Here is an 18,485-nt window from a genome sequence, read left to right on the forward strand (position 1 = left end):
GACGCCGATATTGCAGACCTGCTGCCCTTCAACTTCCACAAAGCCGCCACTGCCTGAACGGCCCGGTATCGCCCGATACCAGCGCAATCCATCAAAACCGCCGGCGTGCGGAGAAAATCGCGCTTACGAATCGCCCCGGCTTAGAGAGCATTGAAGCGGCCCTGGCAACGCTGGGATTCGGGCTTGTACCCGTCGCCGCTCTTGAAGCACTGGACCATCCTGAACTCGCGGGCGAACTCACTGCGCTCGCGCTCAAGATGCGAATGAATATCCCGCAGACCTGGGCTGCTCTGATCGACATCGGCATCGAGCAGAAGCTTCTCCGCATGCGAGCGGACGAGCGTGCCGCCATTCTGGCCGAGCACGAATCGCGCCTCGCTGGCATCGCCGCCAACGATAACCAGAAGCGCCGCCGTAAAGCGGCCTAAGGGATACCGAAACAGTCCCGACAGCGGTCCCTGATTTTCCCATACTGCTCCCGTTACTTGGTTCTCCTCCTCACCAAGTAATGGGTGAAACCGAGGCCGGTGCGTTTGATTGCCAGATGCACCGGCCACTTTTCAGATGGGAAGTCATGTCCGACGTCTTTCTTTCACGAACGCAAGCCGCAAAGCGAATCGGTTGCTGCTCGAAAACCATGCGCAACCTCGCCAAACGCGGCGAAGGTCCGCCGTTCCTGTTGATCGGTGGTCGACCTGCTTATCCCGTCGATCAGCTTCAGGTCTGGCTCGCAGACGGCGGAGACGCCGCATGACCCGTCGCGATGAACTTATGCGCGCCGTGCAAGCCGCCACTGCGACCTACGCCACCGCCAAGGAGCGCCATACTCACGCGCGCAAAATGGCCGCGCTTGGCATGGGCGCCGATATCTTCGGCACCTGCAATCTTGAAGCGCGCGCCTTCTCGGAATGGCTGCGCGCGACCGACGCTCTTCAGAACTATCGAGGCTGATGCCAATGAATATGATCTCCAAGCTGTTCGCCCCCAAGACCGCCATCACTTCCGCGACGATCCGGGCCGAGATCGAACGGGCTGAATCTGAAATCACTGCACACAGCGCCCAACTTGAGGGCGTGCTTGCCGGCATTGCCGTCATGAATGATAGCCAGCATGCGCAAGCTGAGGCTGACGCAGCAGCGATCAAGCGTGCAATTACGCGACTTGAAGCGCGCGCCAATCACTTGGCCGCCGAGCTTCCGAACGTGATCGCGGCTGAGGAAGCCGCCGCGAAGGTCGCTTCCGACGACGCGTTGCGCCAGCGTGCAGAAGCCGCGCGGAAGGCGAACACTAAGGAAGCCGCCAAGCTGCTCGCGGACTACGCGGTCCACGCTACTCGGGTTTCGGAAGTGATCGCAAAGCTCGAAGCGCTCGACATCGAGACGACGGCCGTGAATGCCGCGCTGCGGTCCAATCCCGTCGCCGAAAACGTCGCGGGATACGACGCAATCCACCGAAGGAGCCCCGACCGCCAGGCTGGCGAGCGACGCGCGGTGCGGAAGTGCTGGGTCTATCGTTACCCCGGCTCCCCGCGCGACACGGACAAGACGAAGTTTCAGTACGAAGCCCCGCACGAAGTCGTTCGGCAGGCGGACATTGGTCGTGATGGTAAGGCAATCCCGGTGCCCGCAGTCCAGCACGACTACTATGGTCGCGTGCTCACCATCATCCCCGCTCTCGAAGATCGGGAGGTCGTTTTTGAGCGCGTGTCCTTCCGCCCCGGCCAGACCGAAGCGACGCTGTCATCGGTCCGACTCCCGCCTGCGTTCTCCGCCGAGCCCTCCTTTTGGCCGCGAGGATAATATGCGTCAGTTGCTCGATGCTGATTTACATCATCCCGCTCAATCAGCGGGAGCTGTTGTGAGGATAAATGCGCGGCGGTGACACAGGGCGCGACCCGACGTTCCGCAAACGAAAATCAAGTTTGCTAGAGCCACCTGCTCGAAATGCCTTCTTTCGACCTGGAATATTGAAGGAAGGTGCCGATAAGGAAGACTTGGACCAGATCACGCATGCAAGGCTTCCGTCGCCAACTAGGGGTTGAAATACCACCAGCGGAGCCGCATCTTACTGCGATACGGAGCAGTCAGTATGTCGGACAAGATACCTTTCGGCCTAGACGGGGCGGTGATAGCGAGAATCGATTGGCAACTCGCGCTCAAGCGGATTAGCCACGATCTTCGATCCGACTTCATCTACGCGCCGCACATTGGCTTCATCTATGCAAAAGCGGGCGATGAACTCATCCGGGAGGTGAGATCGGCGTTATCCAACGGCGCATACAGCCCCGGCCTGCCTATCACGATCGAAGTCCCAAAGTCGTTTCGCATACAGGTCGCGGTGAACCCCGTGCGATTGGGCCCGAGCTTCTCACGCCCAGGAAGCATTCTTCTTCCCCACGATCGGTTACTCTATCAGGTTCTGGCAGACCAAGCAGCCCCTATCGTTCAGAGGAAGACTGACCATTCACGCACGTTCAGTCACCAACTTGCGGCGCTGGATAACCCCGCGATGTTCATGCCCACCAGGACTTGCTGGAGCGCTTGGCAGAGCGAGCTGGCGAGGCTTTCGCAGGAACAGGGGATCAAATACATCCTAAAGATCGACGTTGCCAACTATTTCGGCTCGCTGAATCTTCACACGCTGATTAACGTGCTGAACGACTCTGGATACGCGAGTGAGCTACTGAACCGGCTAGAGACCCTTTTATCCAGCTATACAAGCAACCGCTCCTCGCGCGGCATACTGCAGGGAATGTTTCCATCGGACCTCTTCGGAAATTTCTACATGGAGCCAATTGATCGTTTCTTGAAGGACAATGGCGTCCTGGCAGCTCGCTACGTGGATGACCTCTACGTTTTCATCGAGAGCGTCGAAGCTGCGGAGAGTTTGCTGCGACAGCTTATCCCTCGGCTACGCAGCTATGATCTCGTCCTGAATGAGGCTAAGTGCAAGATCATTCCGAAAAATCAGCTTCATTCCGAAGAGCCGGACCTGCAGGAGCTATTCGACGAAGCCGTCGAGGAGATCCGTGAACAGCTGAACGATGATGACTTCGACGCCGATTACGGCTTTCAGTCCGAATGGGAAGATGATGAGGAAGAGGAGGAGGACGAGGACGAACTCAGTCTGGAGGCTACGAAGCAGCTCTTCGATTCCATCGGAACATATCTCGGACAAGAGGAGAACATTGAGCGGTTCTGCCTGCCTTTACTCGCCAAAGCTGAGTCAGACCACGCACTTCAACATGTGCTGGAGTCATTCAAAAAGCGTCCGTCAATGGCTCAGATATATGCATCGTACGTTGCCAAGTTCCTGAAACACGACGGCGTTTTCGACGCCCTCTTTGCCCTGCTAGTGGATTCGGAGCTGACCGACTGGCAAAAGATGTGGATTCTTGCGGCGCTCTCTCAAGCGGACAAGTACGACGATGCGTCCGTTAAAACCGCGCTGGATATCCTTCAGGACGCCCATCGGCACGAGACCCTCCGGGCAGTGGCGGCGATATTCGTCGGACGTTATGGGGATCATTCCCGACGGATCACCTTACAGGGCGTCTACACCACGTCGCCCCCCTACATTCAGAGCGCCATCTATTTCTCGTCGCGCAAGTGGTCGAAGGTAGAGAGGCAGAATGCAAGGACGAATTGGGGGAACCACGGGCCGCTAAATAAGCTTCTAACGATCGCAATGGATAAGAAGTAGCGCCACCATCTCGCCGACGAGCTTGAACGAAGCGTGACGGCTCTAATCCGCAAGGTTTGAGGCCTGCGAGCCTGAGCCGAGCCTAGCAAACTAGACTACATGACGCGAACGTCTGCCGTGGGTCACAGAAGGCCGTTAAAGCCAGCACGAGCCGGGTCCACTACACGGACGGTAGCCGACATCATCACGGCGCTGAACGTGGTTCGGCTACCTCAACCGGCTGGATGTATCTTGTGACGTATTCTGACGGAAGGCCGTGCTCACTAGCGCCCACAAGGACTTGGTCCTTGTAGTCGTCACTCGGCTTGAGGCTGTCGTCTATGTACTCGGGAGTGGCCAAGTAGGCGAGGATCTTCTGCCTGCGACCTTTCTCGTTGATGATCGTAACGATCGAATGTTCATAGCCGTCGCCGACTCCTTCGACTTCATCTAACTTGGCGCGCTCGGCTGGGTCGAAGCTGAAGAGGACCCCAACGACCACGTCATTGTCGTCGCTGGGAAATGCGTTGCACTCTCCGAACCCCTTGGTGCTACGCTTGTGGAAGCGAAGCGTGTGCCTTGGTAAGATTGCAGCACCTGTCGGCTTGCAGCTCGGCAATAGCTTGGTCAGCCGCGCAGTCGACATATTCGGCCCGTAAGCAAAATAAACAGCCAACTCCGGCGGCCGTGTCTCTACTTTGTGTCGCTGTTCAACGGGCGGATCACCCGGCCTGCGGATGTTACGCATCGGAATCGCAAGCATTCCATGCACGTCGGACTCCTTACCTTCGCGAGTAATGATTGGCCGCCCATCCTCGCGGTCGAAGATCGGAAGGGGTCTGCCGGTCCATCCGCAATCAACGCAGCGAGGTCGCTCCCAGAGAACGCCCGGTGCAGCGGAGTTTTCGCCCTGTTCCGGGGCAAGTTGAGGTGATCCGCACTTGGGGCATTCCTCTGGCACGCCGCGCAACACGCGAAGAATAGCTCCGGTCGTCGTGCTGATGGCATGCTGGATCAATAAGTGCGCCAAGTCGGCATCGGTCCAAGTCGCCGACTTCGAATGGGTCAACCAGTTGGTGAACGTCCAGGCGGATTCGAGCGCGCTTTTGAGAACCCCTCGACGCTCCTTGTTGGTGTCGCTCGGCAATATCTGATTGCATATGATCTCCACCCAAGCGCGGAAGTTAGCTCGCTGCGGCGGAACGTCGGTCCAAATTGCAGCGTCCTGCGCAATGCTGATCAGTTCAAGAAGCGCTTCGCGGCAGCGGACGCCAACGGCCTGATATCCGGATAGGCTTTGCGCTTGGGTCACGGCGGTGCCAGCTTCCTCAACCTTCTGGTAAACTGACCCAAACGGGAGAATGCGTAGATCGTCTTCCTTCTGTTCTTCCGTGCGCGGCATGCGGAGGATCAGACCAATATGGAAGGTTAGAGCAAGGTCCATGTTTGGAAATTGCTCCTGAGAATAAAGGTTCGTGCCGCCGGTAATGACCCACCAACGATCTTTGTTGGTGTGAATATCCCAGACATCGTGATGGGTATTCACGACCACTTCAGAATAGACCTTCTGCATGAAGGTCAGTTTGAGGTCGGGCGCTTGCCATTCAAAGTATTCGCGGACCTCCTGGATCTCCTCTTCAGTAGCTTTCAACATGGTCACTTCCTGTCGCAGCTTCGTTGCGCCGCACTCCAGATGCTCTTCTAAAGGCACTTCGAATTGGAGATAGTGGTCTTAGGCAACTTCCTCCTGGCCCCTCACCAATCCCAGGAGCCTGCGGAACTCCAGATCGTTACTGTCGCTTTTCCAGAAGTTGATAAACTGGCAGACAACCTGAAGATTACCCACTTCGTAGTGCCCCCCGCTGTCGATCCGATCAAGCGATGGCAGCAGGTTCCTGTCTGCTTCAGGACCGGAAAAATGGAAGGAGATACCACTCAAAGCGCAGCGGTTCTCCTGTAGGTCAAGCAGAGAACCGATGAGCCTCTCCAGCTCAACCGTGGTCATCCGCAATTCCTTGTTCTTCACAGTACGTTTGACTTCTTGTCCGTTTGCATTCCTGACCGTGTTCTCCACGGAAAGGCGCATTTCAATAATGGACCTTTCCCGTCCACCGAGAATGCGCCCATCATCCCTGCCGCTCGTTGCTTTGCTGACAGAGCCTTCCGATTCAAGTTTTATCAGTTTAGAGAAGACCCAGCAGAAGGTATGCGCATCGATAAGGCGGACGTTTTTCAGGCCGGCGGTTTGCTCAATAAGCGGCCGCAATGCAGCCAGTGTCCCATTGTATGTCGAATAGTTGCCCCAGCCGCACTGGAGGATGGTCGAAAAATAAATGTTGAGTGCCCAAAATGCGCGGTCGAATCCGGTGGGCTGGATCGGCATAAAACGATCCATATCTTTGAGAAAGAAGAGATACGCCAACAACGGGTACTTGCGGCCAGTCAGATCTCTCAACCGGTTAAACGTTGCGCCCTCGTCGGCGCCACCTCGATAGAGCCCAAAAAACAGACCTTCGAGTTCATGACGAAGCTTCGGCTTCGCTCGCGCTTCCAATAGCTCGCGATGGTCGCGGTTGGCGTGCCCATAAATGTTTTGCCAGAACACGAGATTATTCGTCAGATTGCGGGAGTTGTCCTGAATCTCGATAGCATCGATCACGCATTCCAAGATCACGCCCGAACCGATATAGCCTTCCATCCATTCGCTTGCTCGAAGCAAACCGATTGCATGATCGCGGAGACGCGGCTTGTAGCTCTCCCAGACCGCAACCAGGCCCTCGTGAAACCCGTTGAACGGATGACCGGACTTTGCCGTAACAAGGTTCTGAAAGCGCACAAGCGCTTCACGGAAGACGGATGGATCAATTGACGCGGCCATGATCGGCTGAGGCGTGCTCTCGGGACCGGCATACCAATCGAGAAACCTGTCCAAAGCGCCGGAACTATCGACTTCGACACGCAGCGTGGCTGGCGAACGCAGGGGCAGAAGCGGTCCGTTGATGTTGGAGTTTCCGTTTGAGGGGGTGTCCATCAACCGGATGCCATCGAGGGTCGGTGGTGACGGTGGCTGAAACCAGATGCGTGTCTCAGCGGCCTCGCGGTGGATCGCCAGGACCTTGCCGCTTGGCGTCGTGAAGCCGATCACATAGTCCGTGGGCGGCTTGGCGGGCTCGCCCAGCCGTGCCCTCAGTGTTGCTTCGGCTTCTGCAACGGCGAGCGTCATTGTCCTTCTATCCCCATGAGGCGCAATGCATCTCTCATAAAATCTACCGGGCTATTCGACCGATCGGCGAGCTCTTTGATCTTGAGGCCCTCCGAGTCCCATTGATCCACCTGCGCCTTCTGGCGTCGATATCGATGAAATCGTTCCCAGATGAACACCAACATTCCCGTCCAGCACAATTGCGTGACGTCGGGATACGCCTTCGTAATGTCATCGCTTCGATCGCGCCCCACCGCCACAAGACGAATACGAAGCGCGGCGCTCCGGTGGAAGCCCGCCCGATAGATATCTGCCGCCGCTGCTTCGATCCGGCCGGATGGTAGGCATCCGATCGCTGCCAGTACCCGATGGACGTTCTGCCGATCAGCTCGAGTCCACGGACCATTCAAGGTGCAAGGTTGATTTGTCTTCACTTCTGCAATGACGATATCGATCAGATCGTCAGAAAGCGCGAGCTGCTGTACGTCGTCCGCCATGATGTCGTTCGGATCATCGAACAGGCGCTCGGCACGAAAGGGGAAACGAACCGCCAGCAGATCGGCGTCAGTCCGCTGACCGCCACGCCGTTCTGGGTGAACCACAAAGTTCTCAATCTGGAAAAACCCATTCAACCGGAGATACCAATAGGCCACCTTCTCAGGATCGAGGCCGTTCATTTCGGGGCGCGCCGGCGCGCGGCTCATTCCGCCGCCTCCAGTTTGCGATCATCGGTCGGCGCCAGTGCTTCGGCCAACAGCGCGTCGAGCAAGCGGCGCCGGGTGGCGGCCGTAGCGGTGAGGTTCGCCTCTAGACGGTCGCAGAGCGCCACCAGCGAATCGACCTTGGCGACGATGCGGTGTTGTTCCGCGAGTGGTGGGAGGGGCAGAGGCATCGTGGCGACTGACTTCGTGTTGAAGTGTGTGAGAGCCACGCCGACCGACCCTGCTTCAACATGCAATGCTGCCAATGAGTTCAGATAAAAACATAGAAAAGTCGGCAGAACGCATTGAGGGCGCTGAACCACCACCAGATCAGAACAGTTTGCTTCCGGAATCGTCTCCGGGATAACGCAGGCCGTCCCTACGTTGCCTGATCTCACGACGACAACATCGCCTGGCACCAAAGCTGACTTGATTATCTTCTTATGAAAGTGCGGCGAGATATAAATCAGCCCTTCTTCTCGAAACCGGTTGGCGCGAACATTCTGGCTCCGAAGAAAGGGGATACCAATATCGACGTATTGGTCCTTCATCGGTCCGACGTATCCAACAGTCACCCGTTCACACGTGTCGGCGATCCGGGTCCACGCCCAACCGACTGGAGCCTTAAACATCTGCCCACATGCGTCGGACATGCCCGCTGTCCAATCGCGTCCCCTCTGTCCCTTCGACTTTCGAGTTAGAAGTTTATTAAGCAGTTCCGACGCTGGTTCGTCATCTGGGTCCTGCGGCACGAGTTTGCCGCGCACGGCGAGGTTCAGGATGGTCTGGCGGAGTTGCTTGATCTGATCGGAACGCGTGGTGAAGGTGGGCAGCGCGGCGAGGGCGAAGTGGGCGTCGGCTTGGAAGGTTTCGGGATCCGGCGCGTTGAGGCGGGCGAGGCTAGATGCAGCAAGCCTGTCGCGCACCGCCTCGCGGCCTGCCCGCGCTGCCTCCAGCCGGTCACACAGGCCCATCAACTCGTCGACCTTTGCGACGATGCGGCGCTGCTCGGCGAGCGGTGGAAGGGGGACTAAGAGTTTCTCCATCTTCTCCTTGGTCATATGGATCATTGAAATGCCGTGACCGGCTTCTTTGATCTCGCGGGTCTTCTGGAGAAGAAAATTGTAGAGATAAAGCTTGTCGAGTTCGGATTCGCTGTGAAGCGGAAGCTTCCAAATATGATAGTGATAAATCACCTTCTCGCCGTCCCAAATGAACGGACCAAACGAAGCTGACCAAGCGAAAATCAGGTCGCCGTTTTCGCAATACTTGTCTTCGCCGAGTTGCAATGTCGAATAGTACCATTTGTCGGACGTAAAGAGATTGCCCACTCGCAGAACTGGCGTTCCTGCGCTCAAAAGTTCGTCCTGCTTGTAAGCACGACCATTCAGAATCGTGACCAGATCTGCCAGCGGGGCTAACGCCCAACCTTTCGGGACTGGGATGGGCTCGGCATCGCTATTGAGGTTTTTCGGCTCTCGCTTGGTGCGCTCCTTCCGATCCAGCCGCGCCTTCTCCGCGATCCGCTTCAGTAGTTCCGATGCCGGCTCGTCGCCCGCATTCTGCGCCACAAGCTTGCCACGCACCGCCAGATCGAGAATGAAGCGGCGCAGGCGGTTAATGGCGTCGGGAGCGTCGGCGATCTCGTCATAATGCGCCAACAGGCGTTCAGCGTTCATCGCGCCAGCGCCTCAGCGAGAATCACCTTTAACTGGTCGCGCAAAGCACCCGTCTCGGCCTCGGCGGCGGCGAGTTCCGCCAATAGCGTTTCCGGGTCTCCATGATCATCTGCCACGGCATGCGGATTCTTGATGTCGAGATTATAGCCACGCGCCTTCACCTCGTCAGCCGTCACGCGCCATGCCTGCGGAGTTTCCTGGCGGCCCTTCCGCTCGTTGCCGCCCCACCAATCTATACAATCTCCGAAATGCTCCAGTCGGATCGGCTTCGTCATGGAATAGGCCTTCTGGCCTTCGGGCACGCGGTGCTCGTAGAACCAGATGTCCTTAGTCGGCGTGCCCTTCTCGAAAAATAGGAGATTGGTACCAATCGAAGCATAGGGTTTGAACACGGAGTTGGGTAGACGAACGATGGTGTGGAGGTTGCACTCCTCCATCAGATGTTCCTTGAGCCGCGTCTTCACGCCCTCGCCGAAAAGCGTACCGTCGGGCAGCACCACAGCGGCACGGCCATCTGCCTTGAGCAGGCGTACGATCAGGGCGAGGAACAGATCGGCCGTTTCCTTGGTGCGGAAGGTGGGGAAGTTGTTCTCAACGCCGTCTTCCTCGCGGCCTCCGAACGGCGGATTGGTGAGCACGATGTCAACGCGTTCATCCTTGCTCCATGAAATCAGTGGCCGGGCCAAGGTGTTGTCGTGGCGCACAAAGCTTGGATCCTCGACGCCATGCAGCAGCATGTTGGTGACGCAGAGCATGTGTGGAAGTTGCTTTTTCTCTACAGCTCGCAATGAGGCGTGCATCTTTTCGCGCTGCTTGGGCGTTTTGACGTAGTTCTTCTCCATGTGACGGATGGCACAGGCTAGGAAGCCGCCAGTGCCGCAGGCGGGATCGAACAGGATTTCACCGGGATGTGGGTCGATCCGGTCGGCCATAAAGGCGGTGACGGCGCGTGGCGTATAATATTCGCCAGCGTTGCCTGCCGATTGAAGATCGTTGAGCAGTTGCTCGTAGAACTCGCCGAAATGCCTTCGCTCGTCGAGATTGTTGAAATCTACTTCATTAATCTTGTTAACAACCTGCCGGATGAGATGGCCGGACTTCATGTAGTTGTAGGCGTCCTCGAACACGTCACGCACCACGCGGCGACGGTCGCCCGGCTTGCCGGTGAGTTTCAGCTCTTTCAGCGCCGGAAACAGCTCGTCATTGATGAAATTCAGCAGCGGCTCACCGGTCATACCCTCGGGGTCCGCCGCCCAGCTGCGCCATCGATATTGCTTCTGGATTGGCGAGCGGTAGCCGTCTCGTGTCAGTTCGAGTTCCTGGTCCTGATCGTCGATGATCTTGAGGAAGAACATCCAAGTGAGCTGGCTGATGCGCTGTGCATCGCCATCGACGCCCACGTCCTGGCGCATTATGTCTTGAATTGATTTGACGGTGGTACGAACGATCATTGCCTATGCGGTCTCCTGATACAGCGCGGCCTGCATTTCGTGGACGGCCTTTTCGAAGCCCTCCCTGCCGCCGAACGCGTTGATGAGTTGAACAACGCTGCCCATCGCGGTGAACGGCGTCACCTTCAGCACGTTGGCATCATCGAGATTGAGTACGCCCTCGTCGCGGTACTTTTCAAGTAAGGCATCGAGCACGGCGCGGGCCTGCGGACCATATTTGGTGAACACGTCGCGCTTCTTGATGTTCTCGGCCCGCTCGCGGCGCGTCAGCGGCTTCTTATCAAAGGCGACATGGCAGATCAGGTCGAAAGGGTCAAGATTCTTGCCGAGTTCGTCGGCGATGGCGTCGAGCGCCAGGCCCTCGGCTTCAAGTTCCTCGATGATCGCCTGTTTCCTTTCCGTCGATTTCCAACGCTTGAGGAAATCGTCGAGGCTGGCGAAACGCTTCTTCAGCGCAGTCTTGGTAAAATCGCGCAAAGTTTCCGTGACAAGCTTGCCGTTCTCGTCGAGGTATTCGACGCGCTCGGCTATGATGCGCGCACCGACCCCATCGACATAAATTTTGCGGATCGGATCACCGGGCGGCGGCAGCTGCAAGTCCGGTTGATCGACGATGGTTTCATCTTCGTCTGGCGTCGGCGGGATTGTATCGTCATCGGATGTCGGCATTGCGTCGGGTGGTATGATCGGATCGCCTTCGCCCCGCTCATAAATCGATACATCGCCATCGAAATCCGGGTCGGCAAAATGGCTTGTCGCGCCGCGAAAATCGATCAACGTGAAGTAAAACTTCTTCGTATCCTCATGAACGCGGGTGCCGCGCCCGACGATCTGCTTGAACTCGGTCATCGAGCCCACCGCGCGATCAAGCACGATCAGGCGACAGGTCTGCGCATCCACGCCAGTCGATAGCAGTCGCGACGTCGTGACCAAAACCGGATATTTCGATTCCGGGTCGATAAAATTGCCGATCTGTTCCTGGCCTTCCTTGTCGCTCCCGGTAATGCGCATGACATAGCGCTGGTTCTCGGCGACCAGATCAGCGTTTTCGTTGACGAGCGCTTGGCGCATCCGCGCCGCGTGCTCCTCGTCGACGCAGAAGACGATTGTTTTCTGAAAGCGGTCACCGCTTTCCTTGAGAAATTCGGTGATCTTTTTCGCGGTCAGCACCGTGCGGTCGTCGAGCACGATGTTGCGGTCGAAATCCTTGGCGTTGTAAATGCGGTCCTCGATCACGTTGCCTTCGCGGTCGAGCTGCCCGAGTTCGGGGCGATAGCCTTCCACGTCGCGATCGATGTGAACCTTAATGACTTTATAGGGCGCAAGAAAGCCGTCGCTAATCCCCTGCTTCAGCGAATAGGTGTAGATCGGCTCGCCAAAATAGTCTGTGTTGGAAACATATTCGGTTTCCTTCGGAGTCGCAGTCATACCGATCTGCGTGGCGCCGGAAAAATGGTCGAGAATTTCCCGCCATGCAGAATCCTCGGCCGCGCTGCCACGATGACATTCGTCAATCACGATCAGATCGAAAAAGCCGGGCGAGAACTCGCGATAGAGTTTTTGGTGTTCCTCCGGCCCCGTAATCGCTTGATAAAGACCGAGATAGATCTCGAAGGCGGTGTCGATGCGGCGTTTCTTGTCGAGTGCCAGGGGCAGGTCTTCTTTGGTGCCGTCCTGCCGCTCGATGGTTTTGGCGTTGGTCGATAGCTTTGCCATCGCCCCGCCGAACGGGCGGAAGTCGTTCACCATCGTCTGGTCGATCAGCACGTTGCGGTCGGCGAGGAACAGGATACGTTTCTTGCGGCCTGCTTTCCACAGGCGCCAAATGATCTGAAAGGCGGTTCTGGTTTTCCCGCTCCCTGTAGCCATCACGAGCAAAACACGGTTTGCTCCTTTCGCTATGGCCTCGATGGTGCGATTGACTGCGGTGACTTGGTAGTAGCGTTTGGCCTCGCCGCTGCCGTCGTCGTAATAGTCCTGAAGCACGATCTGTTCAGCTTCGGAGCTGATGCCCTTCCAGACGCGATAGCGAGTCCACAGATCGGCTGGTGAAGGGAAGGCATCGAGCCCAAGGTTCGCCTCGATCGGCAGGCTCTGGCCGGTGCGGTCGTGGAAGACGAAGCCGTCACCGTTTGAGGCGAACACGAACGGGATGTCGAGCGTCGCGGCATAGTCGAGACCCTGCTGGATGCCGTCGCCGACGCTGTGGTTGTTGTCCTTGGCCTCAATCAGCGCCAGCGGGATGTTCGGCTTGTAGTAGAGGATGTAGTCAGCGCGCTTGGCCTTCCCACGGGTGACGAGTTTGCCGCGCACGATGATGCGGCCCTTGGTAAAGCCGACCTCCTCACGGATTTGCAGTATTTCGTCCCAGCCAGCGTCGCGTAGCGCTGGCGTGATGTATTTCGTGCAAATATCTCGTTCGCTTAATGAGCGTTTGTCCATTGATGGCAAGCTTTGTTGCGGCGCGAAGCGCGACAGGCCAATGCAATTTCAAATGAGCGACTTGCCCCGAACCGAATCTCGCACCTCTCAATGCGCGAAAGTTGAGCATGAAACAACTAGGTGATGAAGTCCTCCGCGATAGTTCGGCACTAAATAGTATGGCTATACAGACTCCCTCCGGCCGGCGAGACAGGATGCAGAGCCGGATCGACAGCCCTACCCGGGCTAGACTTCGTGCATTCAGCGCGGCGGGTTCGCTCATCGCCGAGGGTTCCGTCTACGGCGACGCAATTGGGGCTTGGAGTGGGGCTTGAAGGAAGGGCCTTGAGGGAGGCCTCTTAGAAGCTGGCTAGAAAATCCAAGATTCTCTAGCTTTTTCAGATTGGTGGGGGAGGCAGGACTCGAACCTGCGAAGCCATAAGGCGGCTGATTTACAGTCAGCTCCCTTTGCCACTCGGGACACTCCCCCGCTCGACGGCAGCACAATCGGGCCGGACCTTGCCGGCGACCGAAGACGGCCATGGAACGTGAAGGCCGCGACAGCCCGGATAGGGGCGCGACCGGGCGCGGTTATCGGCGAAGCGGTGGGGTAAAGTCAACCGAGGCGAACAGCTAAAATCGTCCCCGAAGCCAGCCAAATTGCCATATTCCGGGACCCGTGACACAAGCGAGCCCATGAAGGATCGAAAATTCACTCCAAGGGGGCCGCGCGGCGGGTCTAAGCCCTTCAACAGGCCCGGAAAATCGGCCGGCCGGCCGGTCTGGCGCGACCGCGATTCGCAACCCGACGGGCCCGTCATCCTCTATGGCTGGCACACCGTCACCATGGCGCTCGCCAACCCCCAACGGCAGATCCGCAAGCTGACGCTGACCGAGAACGCTGCAAAGCGCCTCGCGGATGAGAACATCGAAACCCGCGTCACGCCCGAGATCGTCCGGCCCCAGGAGATCGACCGGCTGCTGTCGCCCGACGCCGTGCACCAGGGCCTGCTCGCCGAGGCCGATGCCCTGCCCTCGCCCGACATCGAGGATTTGGAGCAGGACGGCATGGTGCTGGTACTCGACCAGATCACCGATCCGCACAATGTCGGCGCGATCCTGCGTTCGGCTGCGGCCTTCGCCGTGAAGGCGATCGTCACCACCGCGCGCCACAGTCCGGAAGCGACGGGCGTGCTGGCCAAGGCCGCCTCCGGCGCGCTGGAGCTGGTGCCGATGGTGACGGTGCAAAACCTCGCCCGCGCACTGACCACGCTGAACGAGCTCGGCTTCCAGACCGTCGGGCTGGACAGTGAAGGCAGCGCGGATCTCTCCGAGGTCGCCCTGCGCGAGCCGCTCGCGCTGGTGCTGGGCGCGGAAGGCAAGGGCCTGCGACAATTGACCCGCGAGACCTGCAGCGTCGTGGCGCGGCTCGACATGCCCGGCGAGATCAAGAGCCTCAACGTCTCGAATGCCGCGGTGCTCTCGCTCTATGTCGGCGCGAGCCGGCTCGGGTTGATGAAGCGGTAGCAAAACAAAACGCCCGTCCGCATCGCGCGGACGGGCGCTTCTTCAACTCAACCGATCAAATGATCAGTAGTAGCGGCGCAACACGCGATGGCCGCCGTAGTACGGCGCATGGCGAGGAGCGTAGCCATAACGCGGGCCGTAGCCATAGTGCGTGCGCGGCAGGTAGCCGGCGCGCGGGCCGTAGCCGTAGCGGTACGGACGGTAGTACGGGCGCTGATAGGGATAGGCGCCGGCTGCGACCGCGGCGGCACGATAGCCATAGCCGTTTCCATAGCCATAGCCACGGCCGTAACCGTAATTGGCGGGTGCGACGACGGCGTCCTCACGGTAGGTCGGATACGGTGCAAACGCGCCGGGGCCGGTGTAGGTCGGCCCCTGGTTGACGTAGTAATACTGCGTGGTCGGCTCGGCGAGGTGCTCAAAGCCCCAACCGCCATAACCCGGGCCATAACCCCAGCTACCGCAACCCGTGTTGCAGCCGCTATAGACCGGCGCTACCGGCGCGCACGTGCTGAAGCCGCAAGCTGCGGCCGGCGCGGCCCCGACGAACATCGCGGCAGCCGCCGCGACCAGTCCCGAAATCATCTGACGCATTACTCTCTCCTGTTGATTTTCGTTTGTTGGATTTTGTCGTTTCTTAACCCGGCGGCCTGCCGGGCATCTCTGCACGCGGCCGCGGCCGAGGACGCCGCGGCTGCTCGTTGATCTCAGGCGCGAGGATCACCGGCGGCGGATCGACAGGCACGTCCATCTGCGGCGGCAGCGGCGCCGATTGCGCGCCCCAGCTCTGGTGATAGCTCTCGGCCGGCTTCGGCAATTTGCGGTTCGCGGGCGGCTCGACCTCGAGCCGGCCATAGCCGGGCCGCAGGCCCAGCGTCGGGTAGTAATGGCCGACGTCGGTGGGCTGGCGCTCGGCGACATAGCGCCCGCCATAGATCGTGGGCTGCACCTGGACGTTCTTCCCCAGGCCCCAGGTCCCCTCGATCACCGTATAGGACGCGTCGATGTTGTTGATGATGACGGGCACGCCCGGGCGTCCGGGAACGACGATATCGAAGCCGCCGCCGGCAAACGCCGTCGCGGGCAGTCCGATCAGAAAGACAGCGAGCGCCAGAGCGCGCATGAGGGGATCCCATTTATCCGGCCACAACCTACCCGATAGCGACGCAGAGAGGGTTAAGGCACTCTCGCCAAATGCCGGTAAGGCTAATGTGTAAGGATTGCGCGACGCTCAAATGCTGCAAAGCGAACTAGCGAAGCATTAACGCCGCCGGCCTCTGCAGTCCGGAACCATCGCGTGTGCTCACTTCCGTTTGACTATCCGGCCGCGAAAATCCGCCGGTTGCACCGGAACGTCCGGCGTCCTTGGCATTTAGCCCCCGTTAACAAAACGGGAGCCAAACAATCATGAACATCAAACTTCTCGGAGCCACGGCGATTGCGGCGACCCTTGTGGCGGGCTCTGCCATGGCGCAGGCCGTGATCACCAATCCCGGCCGCTGCGCCGCGCAATTCCCCAACGCCAACTGCCAGAACGTCGGACCGGGAAATCCGTACACCGACAGCGGCTATCGGCATCGCCGCGTGTCCTATCGCCAGAGCAACGGCGACTGGAATAACGACTGGAACAGGAGCCGCACCGGCTTCTGGCCGACCGACGTCGCTGCCGGCGTGGCCGGCGCCGCCATCGGTACTGCGGGCGTGATCGCAACCGCCCCGTTCCGTGCCACGAACGACGCCTACGCCTACGACAACCGCTGGGATAATTATTGGGACAACCGCGGCTGGGACACCCGCAGCTACGCCCAGCGCAACGGCTTCGCCTGCACGCCCGGCACCTGGTTCAAGGGCGAAGACGGCCGCCGGCACATCTGCCAGTAAGGCGATTTGAACCGAACGCGACCGATCAGGCGGCCCTTCGGGGCCGCCTGATCCATGTCTGCGACAAGGATTGCCGGTTCTGGCACTTTCCGGTCAAGTCTGGTATTGCGGCGCGCACGGGCAGACAGCCCCGGCGTACGCCGGTCCTGCCCGCTTCTCCAGGCGGCGCCGGCTTAGCTCAGCGGTAGAGCAGCGGTTTTGTAAACCGAAGGTCGGGGGTTCAATCCCCTCAGCCGGCACCAGAGTTTACAATGAGTTAGCGTAGAAATGTAGCCCGGCCTCTTTCTGTCACTCGCGCTTAATGTACCTTGGGGATACATGGGGCTACATTGAAAGGCGGTGAAGTCGTTCGCATCGGCACGCCTTTAAAACGATCGACCGTCCGGCGGTTTGAATCCAAAAAATTGCGCCGAATATCAGCCGCGCAGACCACTCTCTCCTCATCGCCAACGGCTGAGCGAGTCGTAAATGAATTCTGAATCGTCCAGCAAATTGTTCGCGGGACTCCCGGCGAAGAATCGCCGGATACTTCTCATATGAGAATGCTTCACAGTTCGAACCGCCCTGAAGCGCTGGTCGTAGTGACCTTGGCGCTGTTCGCGGCGGCGTCGGTCAATTTGCTAATGTATTGCTTGATGAGCTAGTTGCGCTTCAAGCCCAGCGTAATCGCCGCCTCCCTCGCCGCCTCGGACAAGGCTGCCAAGGCGCGCCAGACCTCTCCGAAAATCCACGACGCAGCAGTCGCCAAACGGATGGCAGCGATCGACGACGCCATGCTCCGCCGCACCAGCGCCTTCGCCAGCCGCGCGGCACTCCAGCGTAAACGTTTCAACCTGCCCGCCTTCCCGACGACGACGATTGGCTCATCCCCGCAAACCGCCGACGTCCGCAAGCTGAACGACGCGCAGTACGAGCAGTTCCTCGAAGAGGAAACCGCTCGCACTGTGCGGTGACAGGAAGAGATCGGGCTCGATGTGCTGGTCCACGGAGCGAGTTCGAGCGCAACGACATGGTGCAGTATTTCGGCGAGCAGCTCTCCGGCTTCGCTTTCACCCAATATGGCTGGGTGCAGTCCTACGGTTCGCGCTACGTCCGTCCGCCGATCCTGTTCGGCGACGTCTCGCGGCCGAAGCCGATGAAGGCGATGCTCACGGGTCCGGTGTGAGGGATTTGGCACTCAACGGCGACGCGGCCGCCGCACTGGTCTTGGCGCAGATCGTGGGTCTCACCGATCCGGTTTCTCGTTGTCGAGAGAGCTCTCGGTTTCGTGGCTTGGGTTTCCAGCACTCCTTCGACCCCAAGAAATTCAGCGAGGCCAGCGCGGTGGTGCTGTCGGACGGCGTTGAAGGCGCATGCGAGCGGGGCGAAGGACTAATAAAAACACGCCGACGGGATTTGAAAGTGTGCAGCTTGACAGCCGACCATTAGCTTAAAATATCTGAATTGCGGGATTAGGCCCGCAAACAGGCATGAGGGTTAGGATGTCTCACAGCTATCAGCGAACGTTGCAGGAAGCGGAACAGCAGCTCGAAACGGCCCGGGGCGCCCTGGCGCGGGATTTTGCCAAAGCCATTCATGGCGCAGGCTGGACCCCCGTTTTGCGAGATGAACACGACATCACCGCGCTGGTGAGCGCTATCACCCATATGTTCGAGGATCGCGCCTTCGTTGACCAGTTGCATGCTGCGGCGGACCAGGCGCGACAGCAGCAGCCCCGCGTCGGGCGCCCCTCGAAGCGCAGGGATCAGTAGTAAGACTGCATAGTCTAGCGCAGCTAGTGGAACGAGTAGTCTAGCTGTAGAAGCCGACGTTTCGGCCAACCATCCCTTCCTGCTTCTTGCACGATATTGGTCATCGCCCTTTTTGCCACTTACACGGCAAAGAAATCTTGGGGCGCCGCAAGAATGCGGCGTAAGATATCCGCCACCGAAGCCAAAACAGC

Annotated in this window: 16 protein-coding genes, 2 tRNA genes and 2 pseudogenes; 11 read left to right on the forward strand and 9 right to left on the reverse strand. The window is 58.9% G+C overall.

Going from position 1 to position 18,485, the window contains the following annotated elements:
- From QCM77_RS08935 to QCM77_RS08955, 5 genes and pseudogenes are all read left to right on the forward strand, one after another.
- Nucleotides 1–428: pseudogene (locus QCM77_RS08935) on the forward strand (hypothetical protein); the annotation flags it as partial.
- A gap of 80 nt (nt 429–508) precedes the next feature.
- Nucleotides 509–754 (forward strand): helix-turn-helix transcriptional regulator, encoded by a 246-nt coding sequence (locus QCM77_RS08940; RefSeq protein ID WP_279682886.1) that lies wholly within the window; start codon nt 509–511, stop codon nt 752–754.
- A complete protein-coding gene (locus tag QCM77_RS08945; RefSeq protein WP_279682888.1) occupies nt 751–951 on the forward strand; it encodes a hypothetical protein in 201 nt (66 codons plus the stop codon). The genes QCM77_RS08940 and QCM77_RS08945 overlap by 4 nt, the downstream gene beginning before the upstream one ends.
- Before the next feature lie 5 nt (nt 952–956).
- Nucleotides 957–1,799, forward strand: coding sequence for a hypothetical protein (locus QCM77_RS08950; protein ID WP_279682890.1), 843 nt, complete (start codon nt 957–959; stop codon nt 1,797–1,799).
- A 289-nt stretch (nt 1,800–2,088) separates the two neighbouring features.
- Nucleotides 2,089–3,702: an RNA-directed DNA polymerase gene (locus tag QCM77_RS08955; RefSeq protein WP_279682891.1), complete on the forward strand. Its 1,614-nt coding sequence runs from the start codon at nt 2,089–2,091 to the stop codon at nt 3,700–3,702.
- A gap of 184 nt (nt 3,703–3,886) precedes the next feature.
- Here the strand turns inward: QCM77_RS08955 and QCM77_RS08960 are convergent, their stop codons facing one another.
- From QCM77_RS08960 to QCM77_RS08990, 7 genes are all read right to left on the reverse strand, one after another.
- Entirely contained in the window at nt 3,887–5,335 is a 1,449-nt protein-coding gene (locus QCM77_RS08960; RefSeq protein WP_279682893.1) for a gamma-glutamylcyclotransferase family protein, read from the reverse strand.
- A 78-nt stretch (nt 5,336–5,413) separates the two neighbouring features.
- Nucleotides 5,414–6,904: a hypothetical protein gene (locus tag QCM77_RS08965; protein ID WP_279682894.1), complete on the reverse strand. Its 1,491-nt coding sequence runs from the start codon at nt 6,902–6,904 to the stop codon at nt 5,414–5,416.
- Nucleotides 6,901–7,587: a hypothetical protein gene (locus tag QCM77_RS08970; protein ID WP_148777109.1), complete on the reverse strand. Its 687-nt coding sequence runs from the start codon at nt 7,585–7,587 to the stop codon at nt 6,901–6,903. The genes QCM77_RS08965 and QCM77_RS08970 overlap by 4 nt, the downstream gene beginning before the upstream one ends.
- Entirely contained in the window at nt 7,584–9,263 is a 1,680-nt protein-coding gene (locus QCM77_RS08975; RefSeq protein ID WP_279682897.1) for a restriction endonuclease subunit S, read from the reverse strand. Before QCM77_RS08975 ends, QCM77_RS08970 begins: the two co-directional genes overlap by 4 nt.
- Nucleotides 9,260–10,714: a type I restriction-modification system subunit M gene (locus QCM77_RS08980; protein WP_279682899.1), complete on the reverse strand. Its 1,455-nt coding sequence runs from the start codon at nt 10,712–10,714 to the stop codon at nt 9,260–9,262. The genes QCM77_RS08975 and QCM77_RS08980 overlap by 4 nt, the downstream gene beginning before the upstream one ends.
- 3 nt (nt 10,715–10,717) lie before the next feature.
- Nucleotides 10,718–13,156, reverse strand: a complete 2,439-nt coding sequence (gene hsdR, locus QCM77_RS08985; protein ID WP_279682900.1) for an EcoAI/FtnUII family type I restriction enzme subunit R — start codon at nt 13,154–13,156, stop codon at nt 10,718–10,720.
- 383 nt (nt 13,157–13,539) lie between these two features.
- Nucleotides 13,540–13,625: transfer RNA gene (locus QCM77_RS08990), tRNA-Tyr, on the reverse strand.
- Nucleotides 13,626–13,831: 206 nt separating this feature from the next.
- Here QCM77_RS08990 and rlmB point away from each other — a divergent pair.
- Nucleotides 13,832–14,662 (forward strand): 23S rRNA (guanosine(2251)-2'-O)-methyltransferase RlmB, encoded by an 831-nt coding sequence (rlmB, locus tag QCM77_RS08995; protein ID WP_279666464.1) that lies wholly within the window; start codon nt 13,832–13,834, stop codon nt 14,660–14,662.
- A gap of 63 nt (nt 14,663–14,725) precedes the next feature.
- Here the strand turns inward: rlmB and QCM77_RS09000 are convergent, their stop codons facing one another.
- Together QCM77_RS09000 and QCM77_RS09005 are read right to left on the reverse strand one after the other, a co-directional pair.
- Complete coding sequence (locus QCM77_RS09000) at nt 14,726–15,256, reverse strand: hypothetical protein (RefSeq protein ID WP_279682902.1); 531 nt, start codon at nt 15,254–15,256, stop codon at nt 14,726–14,728.
- Between the two features lie 43 nt (nt 15,257–15,299).
- Nucleotides 15,300–15,785, reverse strand: coding sequence for a hypothetical protein (locus tag QCM77_RS09005; RefSeq protein ID WP_279682904.1), 486 nt, complete (start codon nt 15,783–15,785; stop codon nt 15,300–15,302).
- A 284-nt stretch (nt 15,786–16,069) separates the two neighbouring features.
- On the opposite strand from QCM77_RS09005, the gene QCM77_RS09010 reads away from it, so the two are divergent.
- The 5 genes and pseudogenes from QCM77_RS09010 to QCM77_RS09030 all read left to right on the forward strand — a co-directional run bounded on the left by QCM77_RS09010 (nt 16,070) and on the right by QCM77_RS09030 (nt 18,294).
- On the forward strand, nt 16,070–16,543 hold the full coding sequence (locus tag QCM77_RS09010; RefSeq protein ID WP_279682906.1) for a hypothetical protein: 474 nt from the start codon (nt 16,070–16,072) through the stop codon (nt 16,541–16,543).
- A gap of 167 nt (nt 16,544–16,710) precedes the next feature.
- Nucleotides 16,711–16,785, forward strand: a tRNA-Thr gene (locus QCM77_RS09015).
- A gap of 423 nt (nt 16,786–17,208) precedes the next feature.
- Nucleotides 17,209–17,705, forward strand: a pseudogene (locus QCM77_RS09020) (5-methyltetrahydropteroyltriglutamate--homocysteine S-methyltransferase); the annotation flags it as partial.
- Nucleotides 17,706–17,713: 8 nt separating this feature from the next.
- Complete coding sequence (locus QCM77_RS09025) at nt 17,714–17,971, forward strand: hypothetical protein (protein WP_279682908.1); 258 nt, start codon at nt 17,714–17,716, stop codon at nt 17,969–17,971.
- Between the two features lie 53 nt (nt 17,972–18,024).
- Nucleotides 18,025–18,294: a hypothetical protein gene (locus tag QCM77_RS09030; protein ID WP_279682910.1), complete on the forward strand. Its 270-nt coding sequence runs from the start codon at nt 18,025–18,027 to the stop codon at nt 18,292–18,294.
- Nucleotides 18,295–18,485 lie beyond the last annotated feature (191 nt).

It is taken from the genome of Bradyrhizobium nivariense (assembly GCF_029846695.2).
Taxonomy (GTDB): Bacteria; Pseudomonadota; Alphaproteobacteria; order Rhizobiales; family Xanthobacteraceae; genus Bradyrhizobium.

Bases quoted from the DNA above. Each gene is read 5' to 3' on its own strand.
- QCM77_RS09005 (WP_279682904.1), bottom strand. From the start codon at position 15,785: ATGCGCGCTCTGGCGCTCGCTGTCTTTCTGATCGGACTGCCCGCGACG.
- QCM77_RS08960 (WP_279682893.1), bottom strand. From the start codon at position 5,335: ATGTTGAAAGCTACTGAAGAGGAGATCCAGGAGGTCCGCGAATACTTT.
- rlmB (WP_279666464.1), top strand. From the start codon at position 13,832: ATGAAGGATCGAAAATTCACTCCAAGGGGGCCGCGCGGCGGGTCTAAG.
- QCM77_RS08950 (WP_279682890.1), top strand. From the start codon at position 957: ATGAATATGATCTCCAAGCTGTTCGCCCCCAAGACCGCCATCACTTCC.
- QCM77_RS08980 (WP_279682899.1), bottom strand. From the start codon at position 10,714: ATGATCGTTCGTACCACCGTCAAATCAATTCAAGACATAATGCGCCAG.
- QCM77_RS08945 (WP_279682888.1), top strand. From the start codon at position 751: ATGACCCGTCGCGATGAACTTATGCGCGCCGTGCAAGCCGCCACTGCG.
- QCM77_RS09000 (WP_279682902.1), bottom strand. From the start codon at position 15,256: ATGCGTCAGATGATTTCGGGACTGGTCGCGGCGGCTGCCGCGATGTTC.
- QCM77_RS09010 (WP_279682906.1), top strand. From the start codon at position 16,070: ATGAACATCAAACTTCTCGGAGCCACGGCGATTGCGGCGACCCTTGTG.
- QCM77_RS08955 (WP_279682891.1), top strand. From the start codon at position 2,089: ATGTCGGACAAGATACCTTTCGGCCTAGACGGGGCGGTGATAGCGAGA.
- QCM77_RS08965 (WP_279682894.1), bottom strand. From the start codon at position 6,904: ATGACGCTCGCCGTTGCAGAAGCCGAAGCAACACTGAGGGCACGGCTG.
- QCM77_RS08975 (WP_279682897.1), bottom strand. From the start codon at position 9,263: ATGAACGCTGAACGCCTGTTGGCGCATTATGACGAGATCGCCGACGCT.
- QCM77_RS08940 (WP_279682886.1), top strand. From the start codon at position 509: ATGGGTGAAACCGAGGCCGGTGCGTTTGATTGCCAGATGCACCGGCCA.
- hsdR (WP_279682900.1), bottom strand. From the start codon at position 13,156: ATGGACAAACGCTCATTAAGCGAACGAGATATTTGCACGAAATACATC.
- QCM77_RS08970 (WP_148777109.1), bottom strand. From the start codon at position 7,587: ATGAGCCGCGCGCCGGCGCGCCCCGAAATGAACGGCCTCGATCCTGAG.
- QCM77_RS09030 (WP_279682910.1), top strand. From the start codon at position 18,025: ATGTCTCACAGCTATCAGCGAACGTTGCAGGAAGCGGAACAGCAGCTC.